General features: G+C 60.9%; 28 protein-coding genes. All 28 read left to right on the forward strand.

Annotated elements, in window-relative coordinates:
* Window positions 1-696 (forward strand): 50S ribosomal protein L1, encoded by a 696-nt coding sequence (rplA, locus tag JY500_RS03305; protein WP_172205325.1) that lies wholly within the window; start codon window positions 1-3, stop codon window positions 694-696.
* A 254-nt stretch (window positions 697-950) separates the two neighbouring features.
* Window positions 951-1,454 carry a 50S ribosomal protein L10 gene (gene rplJ, locus JY500_RS03310; RefSeq protein ID WP_172205328.1) on the forward strand — a complete coding sequence of 168 codons (504 nt, stop codon included), beginning with the start codon at window positions 951-953 and terminating at the stop codon, window positions 1,452-1,454.
* A gap of 57 nt (window positions 1,455-1,511) precedes the next feature.
* On the forward strand, window positions 1,512-1,883 hold the full coding sequence (gene rplL / locus JY500_RS03315) for a 50S ribosomal protein L7/L12 (RefSeq protein ID WP_172205331.1): 372 nt from the start codon (window positions 1,512-1,514) through the stop codon (window positions 1,881-1,883).
* Window positions 1,884-2,195: 312 nt separating this feature from the next.
* Complete coding sequence (rpoB, locus tag JY500_RS03320) at window positions 2,196-6,329, forward strand: DNA-directed RNA polymerase subunit beta (RefSeq protein WP_172205334.1); 4,134 nt, start codon at window positions 2,196-2,198, stop codon at window positions 6,327-6,329.
* Between the two features lie 35 nt (window positions 6,330-6,364).
* Complete coding sequence (rpoC, locus tag JY500_RS03325) at window positions 6,365-10,570, forward strand: DNA-directed RNA polymerase subunit beta' (RefSeq protein ID WP_172205337.1); 4,206 nt, start codon at window positions 6,365-6,367, stop codon at window positions 10,568-10,570.
* 136 nt (window positions 10,571-10,706) lie between these two features.
* The gene (gene rpsL, locus JY500_RS03330; protein ID WP_172205340.1) at window positions 10,707-11,084 is read left to right on the forward strand and encodes a 30S ribosomal protein S12; all 378 of its coding nucleotides are present in this window, start codon (window positions 10,707-10,709) and stop codon (window positions 11,082-11,084) included.
* Between the two features lie 27 nt (window positions 11,085-11,111).
* Window positions 11,112-11,582: a 30S ribosomal protein S7 gene (gene rpsG, locus JY500_RS03335; protein WP_172205342.1), complete on the forward strand. Its 471-nt coding sequence runs from the start codon at window positions 11,112-11,114 to the stop codon at window positions 11,580-11,582.
* 114 nt (window positions 11,583-11,696) lie between these two features.
* Window positions 11,697-13,790: an elongation factor G gene (gene fusA, locus JY500_RS03340; RefSeq protein ID WP_206255064.1), complete on the forward strand. Its 2,094-nt coding sequence runs from the start codon at window positions 11,697-11,699 to the stop codon at window positions 13,788-13,790.
* Window positions 13,791-13,815: 25 nt separating this feature from the next.
* The gene (gene tuf, locus JY500_RS03345) at window positions 13,816-15,006 is read left to right on the forward strand and encodes an elongation factor Tu (protein WP_206255063.1); all 1,191 of its coding nucleotides are present in this window, start codon (window positions 13,816-13,818) and stop codon (window positions 15,004-15,006) included.
* A gap of 71 nt (window positions 15,007-15,077) precedes the next feature.
* A complete protein-coding gene (rpsJ, locus tag JY500_RS03350) occupies window positions 15,078-15,389 on the forward strand; it encodes a 30S ribosomal protein S10 (RefSeq protein WP_172205048.1) in 312 nt (103 codons plus the stop codon).
* Between the two features lie 123 nt (window positions 15,390-15,512).
* Entirely contained in the window at window positions 15,513-16,154 is a 642-nt protein-coding gene (rplC, locus tag JY500_RS03355) for a 50S ribosomal protein L3 (protein ID WP_172205045.1), read from the forward strand.
* A gap of 11 nt (window positions 16,155-16,165) precedes the next feature.
* Complete coding sequence (rplD, locus tag JY500_RS03360) at window positions 16,166-16,786, forward strand: 50S ribosomal protein L4 (RefSeq protein ID WP_172205042.1); 621 nt, start codon at window positions 16,166-16,168, stop codon at window positions 16,784-16,786.
* On the forward strand, window positions 16,783-17,091 hold the full coding sequence (gene rplW, locus JY500_RS03365) for a 50S ribosomal protein L23 (protein ID WP_172205039.1): 309 nt from the start codon (window positions 16,783-16,785) through the stop codon (window positions 17,089-17,091). The genes rplD and rplW overlap by 4 nt, the downstream gene beginning before the upstream one ends.
* On the forward strand, window positions 17,092-17,916 hold the full coding sequence (gene rplB / locus JY500_RS03370) for a 50S ribosomal protein L2 (protein ID WP_172205036.1): 825 nt from the start codon (window positions 17,092-17,094) through the stop codon (window positions 17,914-17,916).
* Window positions 17,917-17,926: 10 nt separating this feature from the next.
* Window positions 17,927-18,202 (forward strand): 30S ribosomal protein S19, encoded by a 276-nt coding sequence (gene rpsS, locus JY500_RS03375; protein WP_172205034.1) that lies wholly within the window; start codon window positions 17,927-17,929, stop codon window positions 18,200-18,202.
* A 9-nt stretch (window positions 18,203-18,211) separates the two neighbouring features.
* Window positions 18,212-18,541, forward strand: coding sequence for a 50S ribosomal protein L22 (gene rplV, locus JY500_RS03380; RefSeq protein WP_172205032.1), 330 nt, complete (start codon window positions 18,212-18,214; stop codon window positions 18,539-18,541).
* A 9-nt stretch (window positions 18,542-18,550) separates the two neighbouring features.
* Entirely contained in the window at window positions 18,551-19,384 is an 834-nt protein-coding gene (gene rpsC / locus JY500_RS03385; protein WP_172205030.1) for a 30S ribosomal protein S3, read from the forward strand.
* The gene (rplP, locus tag JY500_RS03390) at window positions 19,353-19,769 is read left to right on the forward strand and encodes a 50S ribosomal protein L16 (RefSeq protein ID WP_172205028.1); all 417 of its coding nucleotides are present in this window, start codon (window positions 19,353-19,355) and stop codon (window positions 19,767-19,769) included. Before rpsC ends, rplP begins: the two co-directional genes overlap by 32 nt.
* Window positions 19,770-19,771: 2 nt before the next feature.
* Window positions 19,772-19,966: a 50S ribosomal protein L29 gene (rpmC, locus tag JY500_RS03395; protein ID WP_172205026.1), complete on the forward strand. Its 195-nt coding sequence runs from the start codon at window positions 19,772-19,774 to the stop codon at window positions 19,964-19,966.
* Window positions 19,963-20,223: a 30S ribosomal protein S17 gene (rpsQ, locus tag JY500_RS03400; RefSeq protein WP_172205023.1), complete on the forward strand. Its 261-nt coding sequence runs from the start codon at window positions 19,963-19,965 to the stop codon at window positions 20,221-20,223. Before rpmC ends, rpsQ begins: the two co-directional genes overlap by 4 nt.
* 149 nt (window positions 20,224-20,372) lie before the next feature.
* Window positions 20,373-20,741, forward strand: a complete 369-nt coding sequence (gene rplN / locus JY500_RS03405) for a 50S ribosomal protein L14 (protein ID WP_172205020.1) — start codon at window positions 20,373-20,375, stop codon at window positions 20,739-20,741.
* A gap of 9 nt (window positions 20,742-20,750) precedes the next feature.
* The gene (gene rplX, locus JY500_RS03410) at window positions 20,751-21,068 is read left to right on the forward strand and encodes a 50S ribosomal protein L24 (protein ID WP_172205017.1); all 318 of its coding nucleotides are present in this window, start codon (window positions 20,751-20,753) and stop codon (window positions 21,066-21,068) included.
* 9 nt (window positions 21,069-21,077) lie between these two features.
* Window positions 21,078-21,617: a 50S ribosomal protein L5 gene (gene rplE / locus JY500_RS03415; protein WP_172205074.1), complete on the forward strand. Its 540-nt coding sequence runs from the start codon at window positions 21,078-21,080 to the stop codon at window positions 21,615-21,617.
* Window positions 21,618-21,624: 7 nt separating this feature from the next.
* On the forward strand, window positions 21,625-21,930 hold the full coding sequence (gene rpsN, locus JY500_RS03420) for a 30S ribosomal protein S14 (RefSeq protein WP_172205014.1): 306 nt from the start codon (window positions 21,625-21,627) through the stop codon (window positions 21,928-21,930).
* A 12-nt stretch (window positions 21,931-21,942) separates the two neighbouring features.
* The gene (gene rpsH / locus JY500_RS03425) at window positions 21,943-22,338 is read left to right on the forward strand and encodes a 30S ribosomal protein S8 (protein ID WP_172205011.1); all 396 of its coding nucleotides are present in this window, start codon (window positions 21,943-21,945) and stop codon (window positions 22,336-22,338) included.
* An 11-nt stretch (window positions 22,339-22,349) separates the two neighbouring features.
* The gene (gene rplF / locus JY500_RS03430; RefSeq protein ID WP_206255065.1) at window positions 22,350-22,883 is read left to right on the forward strand and encodes a 50S ribosomal protein L6; all 534 of its coding nucleotides are present in this window, start codon (window positions 22,350-22,352) and stop codon (window positions 22,881-22,883) included.
* A gap of 12 nt (window positions 22,884-22,895) precedes the next feature.
* On the forward strand, window positions 22,896-23,249 hold the full coding sequence (gene rplR / locus JY500_RS03435; RefSeq protein WP_172205006.1) for a 50S ribosomal protein L18: 354 nt from the start codon (window positions 22,896-22,898) through the stop codon (window positions 23,247-23,249).
* A gap of 11 nt (window positions 23,250-23,260) precedes the next feature.
* Window positions 23,261-23,785 (forward strand): 30S ribosomal protein S5, encoded by a 525-nt coding sequence (gene rpsE, locus JY500_RS03440; protein ID WP_172205004.1) that lies wholly within the window; start codon window positions 23,261-23,263, stop codon window positions 23,783-23,785.
* The last annotated feature ends 2 nt before the right edge of the window (window positions 23,786-23,787 follow it).

Consider the following 23,787-nt stretch of genomic DNA (forward strand, 5'->3'; position numbering starts at 1 on the left):
ATGGCTAAGCAATCCAAGCGTCTGCAGGCTCTGCGCGCGAAGATCGATCGCAACCGTGTCTACACCGTTGCCGAAGCGCTCGCGCTGGTGAAGGAAACCTCGACCGCGAAGTTCGACGAATCCGTCGACGTGGCGGTGAACCTTGGCGTTGATGCCAAGAAGTCGGACCAGCTGGTGCGTGGCTCTGTCGTGCTGCCTGCCGGTACCGGCAAGTCGGTGCGCGTGGCCGTGTTTGCGCAGGGCGCCAAGGCTGAAGAAGCGAAGGCTGCTGGTGCAGATGTTGTCGGTTTCGATGATCTGGCTGAGCAGGTCAAGGGCGGCACGATCGATTTCGATCTGTGTATCGCTACGCCGGACGCGATGCGCGTCGTCGGCGCGCTGGGCCAGATCCTTGGTCCGCGCGGCCTGATGCCGAACCCGAAGGTTGGCACCGTGACGATGGATGTCACCACCGCGGTGAAGAACGCCAAGGCGGGTCAGGTGCAGTACCGTACCGACAAGGCCGGCATCATTCACGCGACTATCGGCCGTGCTTCGTTCACGGTTGAAGCGCTGCAGCAGAACCTTGGCGCGCTGGTTGATGCGCTGGTCAAGGCCAAGCCGGCTGCCGTGAAGGGTCAGTACATCCGCAAGATGGCGGTTTCGAGCACGATGGGTGGCGGCGTCCGCGTCGAACCCACCAGCGTCTCCGCCTGATGTGGCGCGGTGGCGTAGCGCCACCGCAATAGCAAGAACTTTGGGCCAAGCCACCTCCGGGTGGCTTGGATCGTCAAAGACCGCGGGTGCTCGAGGTTTTGGCCGAGAGCTTAATCGTGCGAACAACCTGCGCAGACGGTGTATCCAGAACAGGATTTCGCCGGCCTAGGCCGGCACGCTCCTGATCCAGGTCGCCGTGGGTGTGGCGGTCCGCAAGGATCGTCGCGAGTTGACTTGATAGGAGGAAAGACCTCATGGGTCTGAATCTAGACGACAAGAAAGCCGTCGTAGCCGAGGTCGCTGCACAGCTGGCCAACGCGCAGACCGTTGTCGTGGCGGAGTACGCAGGCATTGAGGTGACCGACGTCACCGTGCTGCGTGCGAAGGCACGCGCGTCTGGCGTTTACCTGCGCGTGTTGAAGAACACCTTGGCGCGTCGTGCGGTGGCTGACACCGCCTTCGCCGGCCTTGCCGAGCACATGACTGGCCAGCTGATTTACAGCTTCTCGGCCGATCCTGTCGCTGCAGCCAAGGTGCTGAACGACTTCGCGAAAACCAACGACAAACTGAAGCTGAAGGCTGGCTGCTACGCGGGCAAAGTGCTCGACAAGGCGGGCGTTCAGGCGCTGGCAAGCATCCCGAGCCGCGAGGAACTCCTCGCCAAGCTGCTGGGTGTGATGAAGGCGCCGGTTTCGGGCATGGCTGTGGCGCTTGGCGCACTGGCCAAGAAGCGCGAAGCCGAAGGCTCTGCCGCCTGATCGGTTGGTCCGGTTTTCTGTACGGTTTGTACGAATCTGAATTTGGAGTGTTTTGAAATGGCAATCACCAAAGACGACATCCTGGAAGCCGTCGGTTCGATGACGGTTATGGAACTGAACGACCTCGTGAAGGCGTTCGAAGAGAAGTTCGGCGTGTCCGCCGCTGCGATGGCTGTTGCTGGCCCGGCCGCCGGCCCGGCTGCTGCTGCTGAAGAGCAGACCGAGTTCACCGTTGTCCTGGCTGCCGCCGGCGACAAGAAGGTTGAAGTCATCAAGGTCGTGCGTGCTGCGACCGGCCTGGGCCTGAAGGAAGCGAAGGACCTGGTCGACGGCGCTCCGAAGCCCGTCAAGGAAGGCATCGCCAAGGCCGACGCCGAAGCGCTGAAGAAGCAGCTGGAAGACGCTGGCGCCAAGGTCGAAGTCAAGTAATCGACCTGCGAAAGCATGGGCTGGTGACGTTTCGGCGTCACCAGCCTTTTGTGCTTTTTTCGGGACGCACAGGAAAACCCGTCGATTAGGCGGTTTTTCCTGTGTCTTCTGAATCGACTGCAGAAGACAGGAACTGGTCGGACGGGAGTTCTGCCGGGGCTTCGGACCCCGCGCTTCCGTCGTCCGCCAGAGGTTGGTAGAGGCCAGCCACCAGATCCGCAACCCCAGTCGAGGCTAGCCAGTCCGAACCATAAATGACTCCGGGGGGTCATACGGACGGACTGCCAGTGCCCTTCGCTTACCGGAGAACTCATGGCCTACTCGTTCACCGAGAAAAAGCGCATTCGCAAGAGCTTCGCAAAACGTGCGGACGTTCTCGATGTGCCTTTCCTCCTCGCTACTCAGCTGGAGTCCTACACGTCCTTCCTGCAGGCCGATGTGCCGCCGCAGGCTCGTCGTGATCAGGGGCTTCAGGCCGCTTTCAAATCGATCTTCCCGATCACCTCGCATTCCGGCAACGCCCGTCTGGAGTTCGTCTACTTCGCGCTCGGTGAGCCGGCGTTCGACGTCAAGGAATGTCAGCAGCGTGGTCTGACCTTCGCGTCGCCGCTGCGCGCCCGCGTGCGTCTGGTGATCCTCGACAAGGAAGCTGCCAAGGAAACCGTCAAGGAAGTGAAGGAGCAGGAAGTCTACATGGGCGAGATTCCGCTCATGACGACGACCGGTTCCTTCGTGATCAACGGTACCGAGCGGGTCATCGTTTCCCAGCTGCATCGTTCGCCGGGCGTGTTCTTCGAGCACGACCGCGGCAAGACGCACAGCTCCGGCAAGCTGCTGTTCTCGGCCCGCATCATTCCTTACCGCGGCTCCTGGCTTGACTTCGAGTTCGACCCGAAGGACTTCCTGTTCTTCCGCGTGGACCGTCGCCGCAAGATGCCGGTCACGATCCTGCTGAAGGCGATCGGCATGACCGCCGAGGACATTCTCGCGACCTTCCACGACTTCGACACCTTCAACCTGAAGGGCTCGGAGTTCGAATTCGCACTGGTGCCGGAACGTCTGCGCGGCGAAGTCGCGCGCTTCGACATCACCGACGGCAATGGCAAGGTGATCGTCGCGAAGGACAAGCGGATCACCGCTAAGCACATCCGCGAGCTGAACGAAGCCGGCATCAAGACGATGGCGGTCCCCGAGGACTTCCTGCTCGGCCGCGTGCTGGCGAAGAACGTCGTCGATAGCGAGACCGGCGAACTGATCGCGCGCGCCAACGACGAGATCACGGAAGAAGTGCTCGCCAAGCTGTCGCGTGGTGGTGTGCAGTCTTTCGAGACGCTGTACATCAACGACCTCGATCGTGGCGCCTACATTTCGTCGACGCTGCGCTCGGATGAAACGGCCGACCAGTGGCAGGCGCGCGTTGCGATCTACCGCATGATGCGCCCGGGCGAGCCGCCGACCGAAGATGCGGTCGAAGCGCTGTTCCAGGGCCTCTTCTATGCGCCCGAACGCTACGACCTGTCCTCCGTCGGCCGCATGAAGTTCAACCGCCGCGCCTATCCGGAGCGTCTGGATGACAAGGCGCCGGAATGGCAGCGTCGCCTGTACGAGCGTGTCGGCCCGCAGGGCGAGGAGGGCGCTGGCGTCCTCTGTAACGACGACATCCTCGCGGTGGTCGGTGTGCTGGTCGAGCTGCGCAACGGTCGTGGCGAAATCGACGATATCGATCACCTCGGCAACCGCCGCGTGCGCTGCGTTGGCGAACTGGCGGAAAACCAGTTCCGCGCCGGCCTCGTGCGTGTCGAGCGTGCCGTCAAGGAGCGCCTGAACCAGGCCGAATCCGACAACCTGATGCCGCACGATCTGATCAACGCCAAGCCGATCTCGGCCGCGATCAAGGAGTTCTTCGGTTCGTCGCAGCTGTCGCAGTTCATGGACCAGACCAACCCGCTGTCCGAGATCACGCACAAGCGTCGTGTCTCGGCCCTCGGCCCGGGCGGTCTGACGCGCGAGCGTGCAGGCTTTGAAGTGCGCGACGTGCATCCGACCCACTACGGTCGTGTGTGCCCGATCGAGACGCCGGAAGGTCCGAACATCGGCCTGATCAACTCGCTCGCCGTCTACGCGACGACCAACCGCCATGGCTTCCTTGAGACGCCGTACCGCAAGGTCGAAAACGGCAAGGTGACCGAGCAGATCGATTACCTGTCCGCAATCGAAGAAGGCGGCTACGTGATCGCGCAGGCAAACGCCGAGCTCGATGGCACCGGCGCCCTGATCGACGAATTGGTCTCGTGCCGCCACAAGGGTGAATTCACCCTCGTGACGCCGGATCAGGTTCAGTACATGGACGTGTCGCCGTCGCAGATCGTGTCGGTCGCCGCCTCGCTGATCCCGTTCCTTGAGCACGACGATGCGAACCGCGCCTTGATGGGCGCGAACATGCAACGTCAGGCCGTGCCCTGCCTGCGTCCGGAGAAGCCGCTGGTCGGTACCGGTATCGAGCGCACCGTGGCAGTGGACTCGGGAACGACCGTGCAGGCACTGCGCGGCGGTGTGGTCGACTATGTCGATGCGAGCCGCGTCGTGGTGCGTGTGAACGACGATGAAACGGTGCCGGGCGAAGTCGGCGTCGACATCTACAACTTCACCAAGTACACCCGCTCGAACCAGAACACCAACATCAACCAGCGTCCGGTCGTGAAGAACGGTGACCGTATTGCGAAGGGTGATGTGCTGGCGGACGGCGCATCGACCGACCTCGGCGAACTCGCGCTGGGCCAGAACATGCTGGTCGCGTTCATGCCGTGGAACGGCTACAACTTCGAAGATTCGATCCTGATCTCCGAACGCGTGGTGGCTGACGACCGCTTCACCTCGATCCACATCGAGGAACTGACGGTTGTGGCGCGTGATACCAAGCTCGGCGCCGAAGAAATCACCCGCGACATCGCATCGCTGGGCGAGGCGCAGCTGGGCCGCCTCGACGAGTCCGGCATCGTCTACATCGGCGCAGAAGTCGATGCGGGTGATGTGCTGGTCGGCAAGGTCACGCCTAAGGGCGAAACCCAGCTGACGCCGGAAGAGAAGCTGCTGCGTGCGATCTTCGGTGAGAAGGCGTCCGATGTGAAGGACACCTCGCTGCGCGTGCCGTCCGGCATGAACGGCACCGTCATCGACGTGCAGGTCTTCACCCGTGAAGGCATCGAGCGCGACAAGCGCGCCCAGTCGATCATCGACGACATGCTGCGTGGCTTCCGCCAGGATCTGGGCGACCAGATGCGTATCGTCGAGCGCGATGCGTTCTCGCGTATCGAGCGTTTGATCATTGGCCAGGTCGCCAACGGCGGTCCGAAGAAGCTCGCCAAGGGCACTGCGATCACCAAGGACTACCTCGACCAGGTCGAGCCGCATTCCTGGTTCGATATCCGCATGGCCGACGAGACCATCGCTCAGCAGCTTGAGTCGCTGAAGGAAGGTCTGGAGAAGACCCGCAAGGACTTCGACCTCGCTTTCGAAGCGAAGAAGAAGAAGCTCACGCAGGGCGATGAACTGCCCCCGGGCGTGCAGAAGATGGTCAAGGTCTATCTGGCTGTGAAGCGTCGCCTGCAGCCTGGTGACAAGATGGCCGGCCGTCACGGTAACAAGGGTGTGGTGTCGAAGATCGTTCCGGTCGAAGACATGCCGTACATGGAAAACGGCACCGCCGTCGATATCGTGCTGAACCCGCTGGGCGTGCCGTCACGGATGAACATCGGTCAGATCCTTGAAACCCACCTTGGCTGGGCAGCCAAGGGCCTGGGCAACAAGATCAACGAGACCCTGCGCCGCCAGGCCACCGCCAAGGAAGTGCGTTCGCTGCTGAACGAGATCTACAACACCAGCGGCAAGGACGAGGAAATCGACTCCCTGACCGACGGCGAAGTGGTCGAACTGGCGCAGAACCTGACCAAGGGCGTGCCCTTTGCAACGCCGGTGTTCGACGGCGCGACCGAAGAGGAAATCGGCAAGATGCTCAAGCTGGCCGGCCTCGAAGGCGGCGAGCAGGTCACCCTGTTCGACGGCCGCACCGGTGAAGCGTTCGAGCGCAAGGTGACGGTTGGCTACAAGCACATGCTGAAGCTGCACCACTTGGTCGACGACAAGATGCACGCGCGTTCGACTGGCCCGTACTCGCTCGTCACCCAGCAGCCGCTGGGCGGTAAGGCGCAGTTCGGCGGTCAGCGTTTCGGTGAAATGGAAGTGTGGGCGCTGGAAGCCTACGGTGCCGCCTACACGCTGCAGGAAATGCTGACGGTGAAGTCGGACGATGTGACCGGTCGTACCAAGGTCTACGAAAACATCGTCAAGGGCGAACACAAGATCGATGCCGGAATGCCGGAATCCTTCAACGTGCTGGTGAAGGAAATCCGTTCGCTGGCGATCGACATCGACCTGGACCGCTACTGAGACGGCCGAGCCGTCTCGGAATGGAGTGACGAAAGATGAAAAGCCTGCTCGCTGATCTGTTCAAACAGAGCCTGCCGAACGAGGAAGAGTTCGACGCGATCACCATTGGTCTCGCGTCGCCGGAGAAGATCCGCTCCTGGTCCTTCGGTGAAGTGAAGAAGCCGGAGACCATCAACTACCGGACGTTCAAGCCGGAACGCGATGGTCTGTTCTGCGCCAAGATCTTTGGCCCGGTGAAGGACTACGAGTGCCTGTGCGGCAAGTACAAGCGCCTCAAGCACCGCGGTGTGATCTGCGAAAAGTGCGGCGTGGAAGTCACGCTTGCCAAGGTTCGCCGTGAGCGCATGGGTCACATCGAGCTGGCCTCGGTGGTCGCCCATATCTGGTTCCTGAAGAGCCTGCCGAGCCGCCTCGGCATGGTGCTCGACATGACCCTGCGCGATATCGAACGCGTGCTGTACTTCGAAGGCTTCGTGGTCGTCGATCCCGGCATGACCCCGCTGACGCGCGGCCAGCTGCTGACTGAAGAAGACTTCATCGCGAAGACCGAAGAGTACGGTGACGAGTTCACCGCGCTGATGGGTGCCGAAGCCGTGCGCGAACTGCTGCGCTCGATCGACCTGCCGCGCGAAATCGAGCGCCTGCGTTCGGAGCTCGAAACCACAGGCTCGGAAGCCAAGATCAAGAAGATCGCCAAGCGCCTCAAGGTGCTCGAGGCCTTCACGCAGTCGGGCATCCGCCCCGACTGGATGATCATGGAAGTGCTGCCGGTGCTGCCGCCGGATCTGCGCCCACTGGTGCCCCTGGATGGTGGCCGCTTCGCGACCTCCGACCTGAACGACCTCTACCGCCGCGTGATCAACCGGAACAACCGCCTGAAGCGTCTGCTCGAGCTCAAGGCGCCGGACATCATCGTGCGCAACGAAAAGCGCATGCTGCAGGAGGCGGTCGACTCGCTGCTCGACAACGGCCGTCGCGGTAAGGCGATGACCGGCGCGAACAAGCGTCCGCTCAAGTCGCTCGCCGACATGATCAAGGGTAAGGGCGGTCGCTTCCGTCAGAACCTGCTCGGTAAGCGCGTCGACTACTCGGGCCGTTCGGTGATTACCGTGGGCCCGCAGCTGAAGTTGCATCAGTGCGGCCTGCCCAAGCTGATGGCGCTCGAGCTGTTCAAGCCCTTCATCTTCAACAAGCTTGAGCTGCGTGGCTATGCCACCACCATCAAGCAGGCGAAGAAGATGGTCGAAAGCCAGGAACCGATGGTGTGGGACATCCTCGAAGAGGTGATCCGCGAGCATCCGGTCATGCTGAACCGTGCGCCGACGCTGCACCGCCTTGGTATCCAGGCCTTTGAACCGACGCTGATTGAAGGCAAGGCGATCCAACTGCACCCGCTCGTCTGTGCGGCGTTCAACGCCGACTTCGACGGTGACCAGATGGCCGTGCACGTCCCGCTGTCGCTCGAAGCGCAGATGGAAGCCCGCACGCTGATGCTGTCTTCCAACAACGTGCTGTCGCCGGCGAACGGCGAGCCGATCATCGTGCCGTCGCAAGACGTCGTGCTGGGCTTGTATTACGCCACTCGCGAAGCGGTGAACGTGCCGGGCGAAGGCATGGCCTTCATCGATGTCGCCGAGGCAAAGCGTGCCTACGAGTCGGGTCAGGCTTCGCTGCACGCTCGCGTGTTCATCCGTGTGCGTGAAGTCGAGCTGACGCCCGAAGGCGAAAAGCGCGAGAAGATCACGCGCTACAACACCACCATCGGTCGCGCGATCCTCTCCGAGATTCTGCCTGCCGGTCTGCCGTTCTCGGTGATCGACAAGGCGCTGAAGAAGAAAGAGATCTCGAAGCTGATCAACCACGCCTTCCGCCGTTGCGGCCTGAAGGAGACCGTGGTGTTCGCCGACCGCCTGATGCAGTTCGGCTTCCGCCTCGCGACGCGTGCCGGTCTGTCGATTGCGGTGCGTGACATGCTGGTGCCGACCTCGAAGCAGGACATCATTGCCGCCGCTGCGCACGAAGTGAAGGAAATCGCGCAGCAGTACACCTCGGGTCTCGTGACCGACGGCGAGCGCTACAACAAGGTCGTTGATATCTGGGGTCGTGCGGGTGACCAGGTCGCCAAGGCGATGATGGAGCAGTTGGGTACCGAACCGGTGATCAACCACCTCGGCAAGGAAGTCCGCCAGGAATCGCTCAACGCGATCTACATGATGGCCGACTCGGGCGCGCGGGGTTCCGCGGCTCAGATCCGTCAGCTTTCCGGTATGCGCGGCCTGATGGCGAAGCCGGACGGCTCGATTATCGAAACGCCGATCACGACGAACTTCCGCGAAGGTCTGAACGTTCTGCAGTACTTCATCTCCACCCACGGTGCTCGTAAGGGTCTCGCGGATACGGCGTTGAAGACGGCGAACTCCGGCTACCTGACGCGTCGTCTGGTCGACGTGACGCAGGACCTCGTGGTCACCGAAGACGATTGCGGTACCGCGCTCGGCTTCACGATGCGCGCGATCATCGAAGGCGGTGAAGTTGTTGAGCCGCTGCGCGACCGCATTCTGGGCCGCACCGCCGCTGACGACGTCGTGAATCCGGATACGCAGGAGACTGCAATCTACGCCGGCACGCTGCTCGACGAAGATGCGTGCGACCTGATCGACGCGCTTGGCGTGGACGAAGTGCGCGTGCGTACGCCGCTCACCTGCGAAACCCGCTACGGCATGTGCGCCAAGTGCTACGGCCGTGACCTCGGCCGCGGCAATCTGGTGAACTCCGGTGAAGCGATCGGCGTTATCGCCGCGCAGTCGATCGGTGAGCCGGGCACGCAGCTGACGATGCGTACCTTCCACGTCGGTGGTGCCGCGTCGCGAGCTGCCGTTGCCAGCTCGGTCGAAGCCAAGTCGGCGGGTGTGGTCCGCTACGCGGGCAACACCCGTTACGTGACGACCGCCAAGGACGAGAAGGTCGTGATCGCCCGCTCGGCTGAGGTTGTCGTGACCGACGAAATGGGCCGCGAGCGCGAGCGCCACAAGATCCCGTACGGTGCCACGCTGTTGGTTGAAGATGGCGGCGCGGTGAAGGCCGGTGCACAACTGGCTACCTGGGATCCGCACACCCGTCCGATCATCACCGAGTACTCGGGCACCATCAAGTTCGAGAACGTCGAAGAAGGTGCGACGGTTGCCAAGCAGATCGACGAAGTCACCGGTCTGTCCACGCTGGTCGTCATCGACGCCAAGCGCCGTGGCCAGTCGGCGACCAAGGGCGTGCGTCCGCAGGTCAAGCTGATCAACGAAGCGGGCGAAGAAGTGAAGATCGCCGGCACCGATCATGCAGTGACCATTACCTTCCAGGTCGGCTCGCTGATCACGGTGAAGGACGGTCAGCAGGTTTCAGTCGGTGACGTGCTGGCGCGTATCCCGCAGGAATCGGCGAAGACGCGTGACATTACCGGTGGTCTGCCGCGTGTGGCGGAACTGTTCGAAGCGCGTTCGCCGAAGGATGCCGGCATGCTGGCGGATGTCACCGGTACGCTGTCGTTCGGCAAGGACACGAAGGGCAAGCAGCGTCTGGTGATCACCGAGCCTGACGGCACGGTGCACGAGTTCCTGATCCCGAAGGACAAGCACGTGATGGTGCACGACGGCCAGGTGGTGCAGCGTGGCGAGTTGATCGTGGACGGCCCGGCCGATCCGCACGACATCCTGCGTCTCAAGGGTGTCGAAGAACTCGCGCGCTACATCATCGAGGAAGTGCAGGACGTGTATCGTCTGCAGGGCGTGAAGATCAACGACAAGCACATCGAGGTGATCGTTCGCCAGATGCTGCGTCGCGTGGTCATCACCGATCCGGGCGATAGCAAGTTCATCCGCGAAGAGCAGGTCGAGCGTTCGGAAGTGCTGGACGAGAACGACAAGCTCATCGCGGAGGGTCGCCTGCCGGCGCAGTACGAGTACATGCTGCTGGGTATCACGAAGGCCTCGTTGTCGACCGATTCGTTCATCTCCGCGGCTTCCTTCCAGGAAACCACGCGCGTGCTGACCGAAGCGGCGATCCTGGGCAAGCGCGACGAACTGCGCGGCCTGAAGGAAAACGTCATCGTCGGTCGTCTGATCCCGGCCGGTACTGGCCTTGCCTACCACCGTGCTCGCCGCGCGCAGTCCGGCGCGACCTTTGATCTGCCGCCGTCGGGCAGTTTCAATGACGAGCCGGCGGCGGTCGAAGGCGCGCAGTCGGAATAAGGCGTCGTTGACGCTTCGGGGCCGGGTTGGCTACAATCCGGCCTCTTTAGTGGGTCGACCTTGCGGGGTCGGTCTTCCTGTGTCTTGATCGCGGCCCAATCCGTGTTTCATCGGTGGTGCGATCCGAGGAAAAGTAATGCCAACAATCAATCAACTCGTTCGTAAGGGTCGGGAAACCCCGGTCTCCAAGAGCAAAGTGCCGGCTCTCGAAGCCTGTCCGCAGAAGCGCGGCGTCTGTACCCGCGTTTACACCACGACCCCGAAGAAGCCGAACTCGGCGCTTCGTAAAGTCGCCAAGGTTCGCCTGACCAACGGTTTCGAGGTTATCTCGTACATCGGCGGTGAAGGTCACAACCTTCAGGAGCACTCGGTGGTCCTGATCCGCGGTGGTCGTGTGAAGGACTTGCCGGGTGTGCGTTATCACATCGTCCGCGGTTCGCTTGACCTCCAGGGCGTCAAGGATCGGAAGCAGTCGCGCTCCAAGTACGGCGCGAAGCGTCCGAAGAAGTCCTGATCCCTTTCGAAATAGCAGGAGGTTGAAATGCCCCGTCGTCGCGAAGTACCTAAGCGGGATATCCTGCCGGATCCGAAATTCGGCAGCCAGGATGTCTCGAAATTCATCAACGTGATCATGCAGAGCGGCAAGAAGGCCGTCGCCGAGCGCATCGTCTATGGCGCGCTGGAAGTGATCTCGACCAAGGGCGGCAAGGATCCGCTCGAGGTGTTTGGTAGCGCAATCAGCAACGTCAAGCCGGTCGTGGAAGTGAAGAGCCGCCGCGTTGGCGGTGCGAACTACCAGGTTCCGGTTGAAGTGCGTCCGTCGCGTCGTATGGCGCTGTCGATGCGCTGGATCCGCGAAGCTGCGCGTAAGCGTTCGGAAAAGTCGATGGCTCAGCGCTTGGCTGGTGAGCTGCTCGAGGCCTCTGAAGGTCGCGGCGCTGCGATGAAGAAGCGCGAAGAAGTTCACCGTATGGCAGAAGCGAACAAGGCGTTCTCGCATTTCCGCTTCTGATTGCGACCCGTCGCAGAGCAGTCGGGCCCTGAAAAGGGCTCGATTGCTTTTCCAGAAGTACCGATTTTCTGTCCGCACCTGCTGCGGACTTTCGTTTAGGTAGAGGTTACTACCGTGGCACGCAAAACCCCGATCGAGCGGTACCGTAATATCGGTATCTCGGCGCACATTGACGCCGGCAAGACCACCACGACCGAGCGCATCCTGTTCTACACCGGTGTCAATCACAAGATCGGTGAAGTGCATGATGGCGCTGCCACCATGGACTGGATGGAGCAGGAGCAAGAGCGCGGCATCACGATTACGTCGGCCGCGACGACCTGTTTCTGGAAGGGCATGGACCTGTCTCTGCCCGAGCACCGCGTCAACATCATCGACACCCCGGGGCACGTCGACTTCACGATTGAAGTCGAGCGCTCGATGCGCGTGCTCGATGGCGCGTGCATGGTTTACTGCGCCGTTGGTGGCGTTCAGCCGCAGTCGGAAACCGTTTGGCGTCAGGCCAACAAGTACGGTGTTCCGCGTCTCGCCTTCGTGAACAAGATGGACCGCCAGGGTGCGGACTTCTTCAAGGTTCACGATCAGATGCGCGCGCGTCTGAAGGCCAACCCGATCCCCATCCAGGTGCCGATCGGTGCGGAAGACAACTTCCGTGGCGTCGTTGACCTGGTCAAGATGAAGGCCATCTGGTGGGATGACGCTTCGCAAGGCATGAAGTTCGAGTACGGCGAGATCCCGGCTGAACTGGCTGCCAAGTGCAAGGAATGGCGCGAGAAGATGGTCGAGGCTGCAGCCGAGGCATCGGAAGAGCTGATGAACAAGTACCTTGAAGAAGGTGACCTGTCTGAGGCCGATCTGAAGGCCGCACTGCGTGATCGCACCATCAAGGGCGAGATCGTCCCGATGCTGTGTGGCTCGGCGTTCAAGAACAAGGGCGTCCAGGCGATGCTCGACGCAGTCATCGACTACATGCCTTCGCCGGTCGACATCCCGCCGGTTGATGGTGAGAAGGAAGATGGCTCCGCCGACACCCGTCCGGCGACCGATGATGCGCCGTTCTCCGCGCTTGCATTCAAGCTGATGACCGACCCGTTCGTGGGTCAGCTGACCTTCTTCCGCGTCTATTCGGGCGTGGTGAAGTCGGGCGACACGATCTACAACCCGGTCAAGAGCAAGAAAGAGCGCATCGGTCGTATCGTGCAGATGCACGCGAACAACCGTGAAGAAATCGAAGAAGTTCGCGCCGGCGACATCGCTGCTGCGATCGGTCTGAAGGAAGTGACGACGGGTGACACCCTTTCCGATCTGGAAAAGGTGATCATGCTTGAGCGCATGGAATTCCCGGAGCCGGTGATTCACGTCGCCGTGGAGCCGAAGACCAAGGCTGACCAGGAAAAGATGGGCGTCGCGCTGAACCGCCTCGCGAAGGAAGATCCGTCCTTCCGTGTTCGCACGGACGAAGAGTCGGGTCAGACCATCATCTCCGGTATGGGCGAACTGCACCTCGAGATCATCGTCGACCGCATGAAGCGCGAGTTCGGTGTCGAGGCGAACGTGGGCGCCCCGCAGGTTGCCTACCGCGAAACGATCCGCGGCACCGTCGAGAATGCCGAAGGCAAGTTCGTCAAGCAGTCCGGCGGTCGTGGTCAGTATGGCCACGTTGTGCTCAAGATCGAGCCGAACGAGCCGGGCAAGGGCTACGAGTTCGTCGACGCGATCAAGGGTGGCGTCGTGCCGCGCGAGTACATCCCCGCGGTGGACAAGGGCCTGCAGGAAACGCTGCCGAACGGCGTGCTGGCTGGCTTCCCGGTGGTGGACGTCAAAGTGACGCTGCACTTCGGTTCGTACCACGATGTGGACTCGAACGAAAACGCGTTCAAGATGGCCGCCTCGATGGGCTTCAAGGATGGTATGCGCAAGGCCAATCCGGTGCTGCTTGAGCCGATGATGTCGGTTGAAGTGGAAACGCCGGAAGACTTCATGGGCAACGTCATGGGCGACCTTTCGGGGCGTCGTGGCATCGTCCAGGGCATGGACGACGTTGCGGGCATGAAGGTCATCAAGGCCGAAGTGCCGCTGGCCGAGATGTTTGGTTACTCGACCACGCTGCGCTCGCTGACCCAGGGTCGTGCGACCTACTCGATGGAGTTCAAGCACTACTCCGAAGCGCCGCGCAACGTCGCGGAAGCCATCATCAACAAGAAGTGATGCGTTGATCAATTAAGGACTAAAAATGGCCAAGGAAAAATTCGAGCGGACGAAACCGCACGTGAACGTCGGGACCATCGGTCACGTTGACCATGGCAAGACCACGCTGACCGCAGCAATCACGACCGTGCTGGCAGCCAAGTTCGGCGGCGCAGCGAAGGCGTACGACCAGATCGACGCGGCGCCGGAAGAAAAGGCGCGCGGTATCACGATCAACACCGCACACGTCGAGTACGAGACGGCTAACCGTCACTACGCGCACGTTGATTGCCCGGGTCACGCTGACTACGTCAAGAACATGATTACCGGTGCCGCCCAGATGGACGGCGCGATCCTGGTCTGCTCGGCCGCTGACGGCCCGATGCCGCAAACGCGTGAGCACATCCTGCTCGCCCGTCAGGTCGGCGTGCCGTACATCATCGTCTTCCTGAACAAGTGCGACATGGTCGACGACGCCGAGCTGCTCGAGCTCGTCGAAATGGAAGTGCGCGAGCTGCTCTCCAAGTACGAATTCCCCGGCGACGATGTGCCCATCGTCAAGGGTTCGGCCCTCAAGGCCCTCGAAGGCGACAAGGGCGAGCTCGGCGAAGGCGCCATCATGGCCCTGGCTGACGCACTCGACTCCTACATCCCGACTCCGGAGCGCGCGATCGACAAGCCGTTCCTGTTGCCGATCGAAGACGTCTTCTCGATCTCGGGTCGCGGTACCGTGGTGACCGGTCGCGTTGAGCGCGGTGTCGTCAAGGTCGGCGAAGAAATCGAAATCGTCGGTATCAAGCCGACGGTCAAGACCATCTGCACCGGCGTTGAAATGTTCCGCAAGCTGCTCGACCAAGGTCAAGCTGGCGACAACGTCGGCGTGCTGCTGCGCGGCACCAAGCGTGAAGACGTCGAGCGTGGTCAGGTTCTGGCCAAGCCGGGTTCGATCACGCCGCACACCCACTTCACCGGTGAAGTGTACGTGCTGTCGAAGGACGAAGGTGGTCGTCACACCCCGTTCTTCAACAACTACCGCCCGCAGTTCTACTTCCGTACCACCGACGTGACCGGTTCGATCGCGCTGCCGGAAGGCACCGAGATGGTCATGCCGGGCGACAACGTCTCGATCACCGTCAAGCTGATCGCCCCGATCGCCATGGAAGAAGGTCTGCGCTTCGCAATCCGCGAAGGTGGTCGTACCGTTGGTGCTGGCGTCGTCGCCAAGATCATCGAGTAATTGTTGTGCAGGGGCGCCCGAACGGGCGCCCTTTGTTCTTTGCGTTCTTTACCGCTCTTTAGGAATACATCATGCAAAGCCAAAAGATCCGCATCCGCCTGAAGGCATTCGACTATCGTCTGATCGATCAGTCCGCCCAGGAAATCGTTGAAACCGCGAAGCGCACCGGCGCAGTCGTGCGCGGCCCGGTTCCGCTGCCGACCCGCATCGAGCGTTACAACCTGCTGCGTTCGCCGCACGTTAACAAGACCTCGCGCGATCAGTTCGAAATCCGCACCCATCAGCGCCTCATGGACATCATCGACCCGACGGACAAGACGGTTGATGCGCTGATGAAGCTCGACCTGCCAGCAGGCGTCGACGTCGAGATCAAGCTGCAGTAATTTGAACCGCTTGCGTATTTTTTAAGCACGCGGTTATAATTTCGGATTCGCGCCCATCTGTTTGGGCGCGATTCGACTTTTTAGCGGTCCGGTCAATCGCAACCGGATTTTCAGGAGAACAACATGAGTCTAGGCCTTGTTGGTCGCAAGGTCGGCATGACTCGCGTCTTCGCTGAGGATGGTGTTTCCATCCCGGTGACGGTGCTTGACGTGTCGAACAACCGAGTGACCCAGATCAAGACGCCTGATGTCGACGGCTACGCCGCGATTCAGGTGACTTTCGGCAAGCGCCGTGCAAGTCGCGTTAACAAAGCGGCTGCCGGTCATCTCGCCAAAGCCGGTGTCGAAGCCGGTCACGTCCTGAAGGAATTTCGACTCGCTGACGAACAGCTCGCCTCGTACAAGGCTGGCGATGTCATCAGCGTCGAAATCTTCACCGTCGGCCAGAAGGTCGATGTGACGGGCGTGTCCATCGGTAAGGGCTTCGCTGGCACCATCAAGCGTCACAACTTCGGTTCGCAGCGCGCAACCCACGGTAACTCGCGTAGCCATAACGTGCCGGGTTCCATTGGTATGGCGCAGGATCCGGGTCGTGTTTTCCCGGGTAAGCGCATGTCGGGTCATCTGGGTGCTGTCCGTGCGACGGTCCAGAGTCTCGAAGTGGTGCGTGTGGATGCTGAGCGCGGCCTGCTGCTCGTGAAGGGCGCAGTGCCCGGTCACGACGGTGGTGACGTCGTGGTGCGTCCGGCTGTCAAGGCCAAGTGAGCGGGGGCGAGATGGAACTGAAGCTGATTAATGAGCAGGGCCAGGCTTCGTCGACCGTTCAGGCATCCGATGCTTTGTTCGGCCGCGAATACAACGAGGCGCTGGTGCACCAGGTCGTGGTGGCCTACCAGGCAAACGCCCGTTCTGGCAATCGTGCGCAATTGACCCGCGCTGAGGTCAAGCACACGACGAAAAAGCCGTGGCGTCAAAAGGGTACCGGTCGCGCGCGTTCTGGTTCGACTTCCAGCCCGCTGTGGCGTGGGGGCGGTCGCACCTTCCCGAATAGCCCGGACGAGAACTTCACGCAGAAGCTGAACCGCAAGATGTATCGCGCCGGCATGGCGTCGATTCTCTCGCAGCTGGCCCGTGAAGACCGTTTGGTGGTGATTGATGGTTTCGGTATCGAAGCCCCGAAGACCAAGCTTCTGGTTCAGAAGCTCAAGGGTATGGGCCTGGATTCCGCGCTGGTGATCACCGACAACCTGGACGAGAACCTCCTGCTGTCCTCGCGCAACCTGCACGATGTGCTGGTGCTCGGCGTGCAGGAAACCGATCCGGTTTCGCTGATCCGCTTCCCGAAGGTGATCGTCACCAAGGCAGCGGTCGCCAAGATGGAGGAGATGTGGCAATGAGCTTCTCTCAAGAACGTCTGTACCAGGTTCTGCTCGCGCCGCAGATCTCCGAAAAGGCGACTTATGTCGCGGAGAAGAACGAGCAGGTGATTTTCAAGGTGGCATCTGACGCCACCAAGCCCGAGATCAAGGCTGCTGTCGAGCTCCTCTTCAAGGTTGAAGTGGATTCGGTGCAGGTCGCGAACGTCAAGGGCAAGGTCAAGCGTTTTGGTCGCACGACGGGTCGCCGCAAGGGCTGGAAAAAAGCCTTTGTGTGTCTGAAGGCCGGTCAGGAGATCAACTTCGTTGAAGGGGGGGCCGCTTAAATGCTGGTCAAGGTCAAGCCGACATCCGCGGGTCGCCGCGGCGTCGTCAAAGTGGTCAACCCGAATCTGCACAAGGGCAAGCCGTTCGCCGGTCTGGTCGAAAAGCAGACGAAGAACGCTGGCCGCAATGCGCATGGTCGCGTCACGGTGCGCCACCAGGGTGGTGGTCACAAGCAGCACTACCGCGTTGTCGATTTCAAGCGCAACAAGGATGGCATCCCGGCAAAGGTCGAGCGTATCGAATACGACCCGAACCGTACCGCCCACATCGCGCTGCTGTGCTATGCCGATGGCGAGCGCCGCTACATCATCGCTCCGCGTGGTCTGGAAGTCGGTCAAGTGATCGTTTCCGGGTCCGAGGCGCCGATCAAGTCGGGTAACGCTCTGCCGATTCGGAATATTCCGGTTGGTACGACGATCCACTGCATCGAGATGCTCCCGGGCAAGGGTGCCCAGCTGGCTCGCGCCGCTGGTACTTCGGTCCAGCTGCTCGCTCGCGAAGGTAGCTACGCTCAGCTGCGTCTGCGTTCCGGTGAAATCCGCCGGGTGCACATCGAGTGTCGCGCGACGATCGGTGAAGTCGGCAACGAAGAGAACAGCCTCCGCAAGATCGGTAAGGCTGGTGCTCAGCGTTGGCGTGGCATCCGTCCGACGGTGCGTGGTACCGCGATGAACCCGATCGATCACCCGCATGGTGGTGGTGAAGGTAAGACCGGTGAGGGTCGCGTGCCTGTCAGCCCGTGGGGTACCCCGGCCAAGGGTTACCGTACTCGCTCGAACAAGCGCACGGACACCATGATTGTCCAGCGTCGGCACAAGCGCTAAGAGGTAAGAAATGGCTCGTTCTATCAAGAAAGGCCCCTTCGTCGATGCGCACCTTCTCAAGAAGGTCGATGCCGTTCGGGGTTCCAATGACAAGCGTCCGATCAAGACCTGGTCGCGTCGTTCGACCGTGCTGCCCGAATTTGTCGGCTTCACGATCGCGGTGCACAACGGTCGTCAGCATATTCCGGTGTATGTCACCGAGAACATGGTCGGTCACAAGCTCGGCGAATTTGCGCTGACCCGTACGTTCAAGGGTCACGCCGCCAGCAAGAAGGCGAAGAAGTAAGGAGCGACGATGGAAACCAAAGCAATTCTGCGCGGCGTCCGTCTCTCCGCCCAAAAGGGTCGGCTGGTGGCTGACCTGGTGCGCGGCAAGAAAGTCGACCAAGCCCTGAATACTCTGACGTTCTGCCCGAAGAAGGGCGCCAAGATCGTCAAGAAGGTGCTCGAGTCGGCGATCGCGAATGCGGAGCATAACGACGGCGCTGATATCGACACTCTCAAGGTGACGAGCATCTACGTCGAACAGGGTACGTCGCTCAAGCGCTTCACGGCGCGTGCAAAGGGACGCGGTAACCGCATCCTCAAGCCGACTTGCCACATCTACGTGACTGTCGGCGAGTAAGGAGCACACATGGGACAGAAGATTCATCCGACTGGCTTCCGCCTCTCGGTGACGCGTAACTGGACTTCGCGCTGGTTCGCAAACAGCCAGAACTTCTCGGGGATGCTTCTCGAGGACCTGCAGGTTCGCGAGCATCTGAAGAAGAAGCTGGGTCACGCTTCGGTTGGCCGTGTGCTGATCGAGCGTCCGGCGAAAACCGCCCGTATCACCGTTTACAGCGCCCGTCCGGGCGTTGTGATCGGCAAGAAGGGCGAGGATATCGAGCAGCTGAAGGCTGATCTGCAGAAGATCCTGAAGGTGCCTGTACACGTCAGCATCGAAGAGATCCGCAAGCCGGAAGTCGACGCCAAGCTGATCGCCGACTCGATCGCGCAGCAGCTTGAAAAGCGGATCATGTTCCGCCGCGCGATGAAGCGTGCGATGCAAAACGCCATGCGTCTGGGTGCCCAGGGCATCAAGATCATGAGCTCGGGCCGTCTGAACGGTGCCGAAATTGCACGTACCGAGTGGTATCGCGAAGGTCGTGTGCCGCTGCATACGCTGCGCGCCGATATCGACTACGGCACCTCGGAAGCCAAGACGACCTACGGGATCATTGGCATCAAGGTGTGGGTCTACAAGGGTGACACCCTCGGCCGTGGCGAACAGCCTGCGGTCGTCGAGGCTCCGGAAGGTGAAAACCGCCGTCCTCGCCGCGGTGCCAAAGAAGGTGATGCGAAGCCGGGCGCTCGTCGTCCGGCCCGCCGTGCAAACGGCGATGGGGCGGCTGACAAGGCCGGTGCCAAGCGCGTAAACAAAGCAGGAGCGAACAATGCTGCAGCCGGCGAGAAGGAAGTATCGTAAGGAGCAGAAGGGCCGCAACACCGGCGTTGCGACCCGCGGCACCAAGGTCAGCTTCGGCGAGTACGGCCTGAAGGCGATCGGACGTGGCCGTTTGACTGCTCGCCAGATTGAGTCGGCGCGTCGTGCAATGACGCGTCACATCAAGCGTGGCGGCCGTATCTGGATCCGTATTTTCCCGGACAAGCCCATTTCGCAGAAACCGGCTGAAGTCCGTATGGGTAACGGCAAGGGTAATCCGGAGTACTGGGTCGCTGAGATTCAGCCGGGTAAAGTGCTGTATGAAATGGATGGCGTTGATGAGACGCTCGCCCGTGAAGCCTTCCGCCTCGCCGCGGCCAAGCTTCCGATCGAGACGGTTTTCGTTGCTCGCCAGGTGGGGCAATAAAGATGAAAGCCAGCGAACTCAGGGCGAAAGAGCCCTCTGAGCTGAACAAGGAGTTGCTTGATCTGTTGAAGGCGCAGTTTTCGCTGCGTATGCAACTGGCAACTCAGCAGCTGAACAACCACGCCCAACTGGGTAACGTGCGTCGCGATATCGCTCGCGTTCGTACGATTCTTCGCGAGAAGGGAGCCGCAAAATGACTGATGCCATCAAGCGGACTTTGAGCGGCCGTGTTGTCAGCGACAAGATGGAACGTACGGTCACCGTGCTGATCGAGCGTCGTGTTAAGCACCCGCTCTACGACAAGGTGATTATTCGTTCGAAGAAGTACCACGCCGACGTTGATGCCGGTGTTGCCGCTGAAGGCGACCTGGTTGAGATCGAGGAGTGTGCGCCGGTCTCCAAGACGAAGGCGTGGCGCGTGACGCGAGTGCTCGAAAAGGCTCGCGTAATTTAATACTTGCGGAACCCGCCGGGGCTCTGCTAGAATCTCGCGCTTCACCGATTGGCGTTCGGGTGGTTTCATCCGGACGCCAATCTGTTTCCACCCGAACGGGTTCCAAGACTGACTGCCGCTCACGCGGCGGATTAAGTTGGAGTTAAGCAATGATCCAAATGCAGACCATTCTGGACGTGGCCGATAACACCGGCGCGCGTTCGGTTATGTGCATCAAGGTGCTCGGCGGCTCCAAGCGCCGCTACGCTGGTGTCGGTGACATCATCAAAGTGAGCATCAAGGATGCCGCGCCGCGCGGTCGCGTGAAGAAGGGCGACGTTTATAGCGCCGTGGTGGTTCGTACCGCCAAGGGTGTTCGTCGTCCGGACGGCTCGCTGATCAAGTTCGATACGAACGCTGCGGTGCTGCTCAACAACAAGCTCGAGCCGATCGGTACGCGCATCTTCGGGCCGGTTACGCGCGAGTTGCGTACCGAGCGTTTCATGAAGATCGTCTCGCTCGCGCCGGAAGTGCTGTAAGGGCCGAATATGGACAAGATCCGCAAGGGTGACGAGGTCGTAATCCTCGTCGGAAAAGACAAGGGCAAGCGCGGTTCCGTGCTGGTCCGCGTGGACGATCAGCATGTTGTGGTCGAGGGCGTGAATCGTGTGAAAAAGCACGTTCGTCCGAATCCGGTGCGTGGCCAGGTGGGTGGGATTGTCGAAAAGGAAATGCCGATCGACATCTCCAACATCGCGCTCTTCAATCCTGCGACCCAGAAGGGTGATCGCGTTGGCTTCCGCGTCCTTGAGGACGGCCGCAAGGTTCGTTTCTTCAAGTCGAACGGCGAGCTGGTCGATCGTTAAGGAGTGGTGATGGCACGCCTGCAAGAGTTTTACAAATCGACCGTTGTTGGTGAGCTGACGAACAAGTTCGGCTACAAGTCGGTGATGGAAGTCCCCCGTATCACGAAGATCACCCTGAACATGGGTGTCGGTGAAGCGGTCGGCGACAAGAAGGTGCTCGACAATGCTGTGGGTGATCTGCTGAAGATTGCCGGCCAGAAGCCTGTAACCACCAAGTCGAAGAAGTCGATCGCCGGCTTCAAGATTCGTGATGGTTATCCGATCGGCTGCATGGTGACCCTGCGCGGTCCGCGGATGTTCGAATTCCTGGATCGTTTGGTGACGATCGCGATGCCGCGTATTCGCGACTTCCGCGGCATTGTCGCCAAGGGCTTTGATGGTCGTGGCAACTACAACCTCGGTGTGAAAGAGCAAATCATTTTCCCCGAGATTGAGTACGACAAGATCGACGCGCTGCGCGGTCTGAACATCAGCATCACCACGACTGCCAAGACGGACGACGAAGCGCGCGCGCTGCTCGCGGCGTTCAAGTTCCCGTTCAAGAATTGAGGGTGTTATGGCGAAACTCGCTCTGATCAACCGTGAAGATAAGCGCGCCAAAACGGTCGCAAAGTTCGCGGCAAAGCGCGCCGAACTCGTCGCGAAGATCAATGACAGCAAGCTGACAGACGAAGAGCGCGCAGCTGCGCGCCAGAAGCTTCAGTCGCTGCCGCGCAACGCGTCGCCGTCCCGTCAGCGCAATCGTTGCGCGCTGACCGGTCGTCCGCGCGGTGTGTTCCGCAAATTCGGTCTGTGCCGTAACAAGCTGCGTGAGATTGCTTTCCGCGGCGAAGTTCCGGGTATGACCAAGGCCAGCTGGTAAGGAGACGGAAGAATGAGTATGTCCGATCCGGTCGCCGATATGCTGACGCGCATTCGCAATGCGCAGTCGTCGCAGAAGGCATCTGTCTCTATGCCGACGTCCAAGCTTAAGGTGGCTATCGCTGAAGTCCTGAAGGACGAAGGCTATATCGACGGTTTCGTGGTTCGTGGTGAAGGTGGTCAGCGTGAGCTGGACATCTCGCTCAAGTACTACGCAGGCCGCCCGGTTATCGAGCGCATTGAGCGCGTGAGCCGTCCTGGACTTCGTATTTACCGTGGTAGCAACAACCTGCCGAAGGTCATGAACGGCCTTGGTGTTGCCATTGTCTCGACGCCGCGTGGCGTCATGACCGATCGCAAGGCACGCGCTTCCAATGTGGGCGGCGAAGTGCTCTGCATCGTGGCCTAAGGAGGGGTGCGATGTCTCGTGTAGCAAAGAACCCCGTGGTGCTGCCGCAAGGTGTTGAGGTGGCGCTGGCTGCAGGTGAAGTGTCGGTTAAGGGCCCGCTGGGTTCGCTGAAGCAGAAGCTGCATCCGTCGGTGACGGTGGAGCGTGACGGCGACAAGCTGGTCTGCAAGGCGGTTGCCGGTGCTGATCTGGGCAACGCGCTGTCGGGTACGACCCGCGCGCTGGTGGCGAACATGGTGAATGGCGTGACCAAGGGTTTCGAGCGCAAGCTCAACCTGGTTGGCGTCGGTTACCGTGCTCAGGCTCAAGGCGACAAGCTCAACCTGACGCTGGGCTTCTCGCACCCGGTCGTTCACCAGATGCCGGTCGGCATCAAGGTCGAAACGCCGACTCAGACCGAAATCCTGATCAAGGGTATCGATAAGCAATTGGTTGGTCAGGTTGCCGCTGAAGTGCGCGCGTACCGCTCGCCTGAGCCCTATAAGGGCAAGGGTGTTCGTTATGCCGACGAGGTGGTGGTCCTGAAGGAAACCAAGAAGAAGTAAGGGCGGAAGATCATGAACAAAAAGGAAACGCGTCTGCGTCGGGCTCGCAAAACCCGCGCCGTGATTGCCGAAAAGAAGGCGGTTCGCCTCACTGTGTTCCGCTCCAATTGCCATATCTACGCCCAAGTCATCTCGGGCTGTGGTTCGAAGGTTCTCGCGGCGGCATCGACCGTCGAGGCCGACGTCCGCAAGGATCTGTCGAACGGCGGGAACGCCGCGGCAGCTGCCGTAGTGGGCAAGCTTATTGCCGAGCGCGCCAAGGCCGCCGGTATCGAAGCGGTTGCGTTTGACCGTGCCGGGTTTAAGTACCACGGCCGCGTCAAGGCGCTTGCTGAGGCGGCCCGCGAAGGCGGCCTCAAGTTCTGAGCGGGGACGTCATGGCTAAGCAACAGACGAAAAAAGCACAGGCTGGTGAAGAGCGCGATGATGGCCTGCGCGAAAAGATGGTGTCGATCAACCGGGTCACCAAGGTGGTCAAGGGTGGTCGCATCCTCGGTTTCGCAGCGCTCACGGTGGTTGGCGATGGCGACGGTGGTATCGGAATGGGCAAGGGCAAGTCCCGCGAAGTTCCGGTCGCTGTCCAGAAAGCCATGGAAGAGGCGCGCCGCAAGCTGTTCAAGGTTTCTCTGAAGAACGGCACGCTGCAGCACCAGATCATCGGCAAGCATGGCGCATCGGTAGTTCTGATGCAGCCGGCGCCGACCGGTACCGGCATCATCGCGGGCGGCGCAATGCGCGCAGTCTTCGAAGTGATGGGCGTGACCGACGTGATCTGCAAGTGCCTCGGCTCGACCAACCCGTACAACGTCGTGCGTGCAACGCTCAACGGTCTTTCGGCAATCAATACGCCGGCTGAGATCGCTGCGAAGCGCGGACTGACCGTCGAACAGATCCTGGGGTAAGT

It is taken from the genome of Niveibacterium microcysteis (genome assembly GCF_017161445.1).
Lineage (GTDB): Bacteria > Pseudomonadota > Gammaproteobacteria > Burkholderiales > Rhodocyclaceae > Niveibacterium > Niveibacterium microcysteis.

What these genes read in the sequence shown, in the direction of transcription:
- rplA (WP_172205325.1), top strand. Translation starts at nt 1, where the DNA reads ATGGCTAAGCAATCCAAGCGTCTGCAGGCTCTGCGCGCGAAGATCGAT.
- rplD (WP_172205042.1), top strand. Translation starts at nt 16,166, where the DNA reads ATGGAACTGAAGCTGATTAATGAGCAGGGCCAGGCTTCGTCGACCGTT.
- rplP (WP_172205028.1), top strand. Translation starts at nt 19,353, where the DNA reads ATGCTGCAGCCGGCGAGAAGGAAGTATCGTAAGGAGCAGAAGGGCCGC.
- rplB (WP_172205036.1), top strand. Translation starts at nt 17,092, where the DNA reads ATGCTGGTCAAGGTCAAGCCGACATCCGCGGGTCGCCGCGGCGTCGTC.
- rpmC (WP_172205026.1), top strand. Translation starts at nt 19,772, where the DNA reads ATGAAAGCCAGCGAACTCAGGGCGAAAGAGCCCTCTGAGCTGAACAAG.
- rplF (WP_206255065.1), top strand. Translation starts at nt 22,350, where the DNA reads ATGTCTCGTGTAGCAAAGAACCCCGTGGTGCTGCCGCAAGGTGTTGAG.
- rplW (WP_172205039.1), top strand. Translation starts at nt 16,783, where the DNA reads ATGAGCTTCTCTCAAGAACGTCTGTACCAGGTTCTGCTCGCGCCGCAG.
- rpsH (WP_172205011.1), top strand. Translation starts at nt 21,943, where the DNA reads ATGAGTATGTCCGATCCGGTCGCCGATATGCTGACGCGCATTCGCAAT.
- rpsL (WP_172205340.1), top strand. Translation starts at nt 10,707, where the DNA reads ATGCCAACAATCAATCAACTCGTTCGTAAGGGTCGGGAAACCCCGGTC.
- rplE (WP_172205074.1), top strand. Translation starts at nt 21,078, where the DNA reads ATGGCACGCCTGCAAGAGTTTTACAAATCGACCGTTGTTGGTGAGCTG.
- rpoC (WP_172205337.1), top strand. Translation starts at nt 6,365, where the DNA reads ATGAAAAGCCTGCTCGCTGATCTGTTCAAACAGAGCCTGCCGAACGAG.
- tuf (WP_206255063.1), top strand. Translation starts at nt 13,816, where the DNA reads ATGGCCAAGGAAAAATTCGAGCGGACGAAACCGCACGTGAACGTCGGG.
- rplJ (WP_172205328.1), top strand. Translation starts at nt 951, where the DNA reads ATGGGTCTGAATCTAGACGACAAGAAAGCCGTCGTAGCCGAGGTCGCT.
- rpsS (WP_172205034.1), top strand. Translation starts at nt 17,927, where the DNA reads ATGGCTCGTTCTATCAAGAAAGGCCCCTTCGTCGATGCGCACCTTCTC.
- rpsG (WP_172205342.1), top strand. Translation starts at nt 11,112, where the DNA reads ATGCCCCGTCGTCGCGAAGTACCTAAGCGGGATATCCTGCCGGATCCG.
- rplN (WP_172205020.1), top strand. Translation starts at nt 20,373, where the DNA reads ATGATCCAAATGCAGACCATTCTGGACGTGGCCGATAACACCGGCGCG.
- rplR (WP_172205006.1), top strand. Translation starts at nt 22,896, where the DNA reads ATGAACAAAAAGGAAACGCGTCTGCGTCGGGCTCGCAAAACCCGCGCC.
- rpoB (WP_172205334.1), top strand. Translation starts at nt 2,196, where the DNA reads ATGGCCTACTCGTTCACCGAGAAAAAGCGCATTCGCAAGAGCTTCGCA.
- rplX (WP_172205017.1), top strand. Translation starts at nt 20,751, where the DNA reads ATGGACAAGATCCGCAAGGGTGACGAGGTCGTAATCCTCGTCGGAAAA.
- rpsE (WP_172205004.1), top strand. Translation starts at nt 23,261, where the DNA reads ATGGCTAAGCAACAGACGAAAAAAGCACAGGCTGGTGAAGAGCGCGAT.
- rpsC (WP_172205030.1), top strand. Translation starts at nt 18,551, where the DNA reads ATGGGACAGAAGATTCATCCGACTGGCTTCCGCCTCTCGGTGACGCGT.
- rplL (WP_172205331.1), top strand. Translation starts at nt 1,512, where the DNA reads ATGGCAATCACCAAAGACGACATCCTGGAAGCCGTCGGTTCGATGACG.
- rplV (WP_172205032.1), top strand. Translation starts at nt 18,212, where the DNA reads ATGGAAACCAAAGCAATTCTGCGCGGCGTCCGTCTCTCCGCCCAAAAG.
- rpsJ (WP_172205048.1), top strand. Translation starts at nt 15,078, where the DNA reads ATGCAAAGCCAAAAGATCCGCATCCGCCTGAAGGCATTCGACTATCGT.
- rplC (WP_172205045.1), top strand. Translation starts at nt 15,513, where the DNA reads ATGAGTCTAGGCCTTGTTGGTCGCAAGGTCGGCATGACTCGCGTCTTC.
- rpsN (WP_172205014.1), top strand. Translation starts at nt 21,625, where the DNA reads ATGGCGAAACTCGCTCTGATCAACCGTGAAGATAAGCGCGCCAAAACG.
- rpsQ (WP_172205023.1), top strand. Translation starts at nt 19,963, where the DNA reads ATGACTGATGCCATCAAGCGGACTTTGAGCGGCCGTGTTGTCAGCGAC.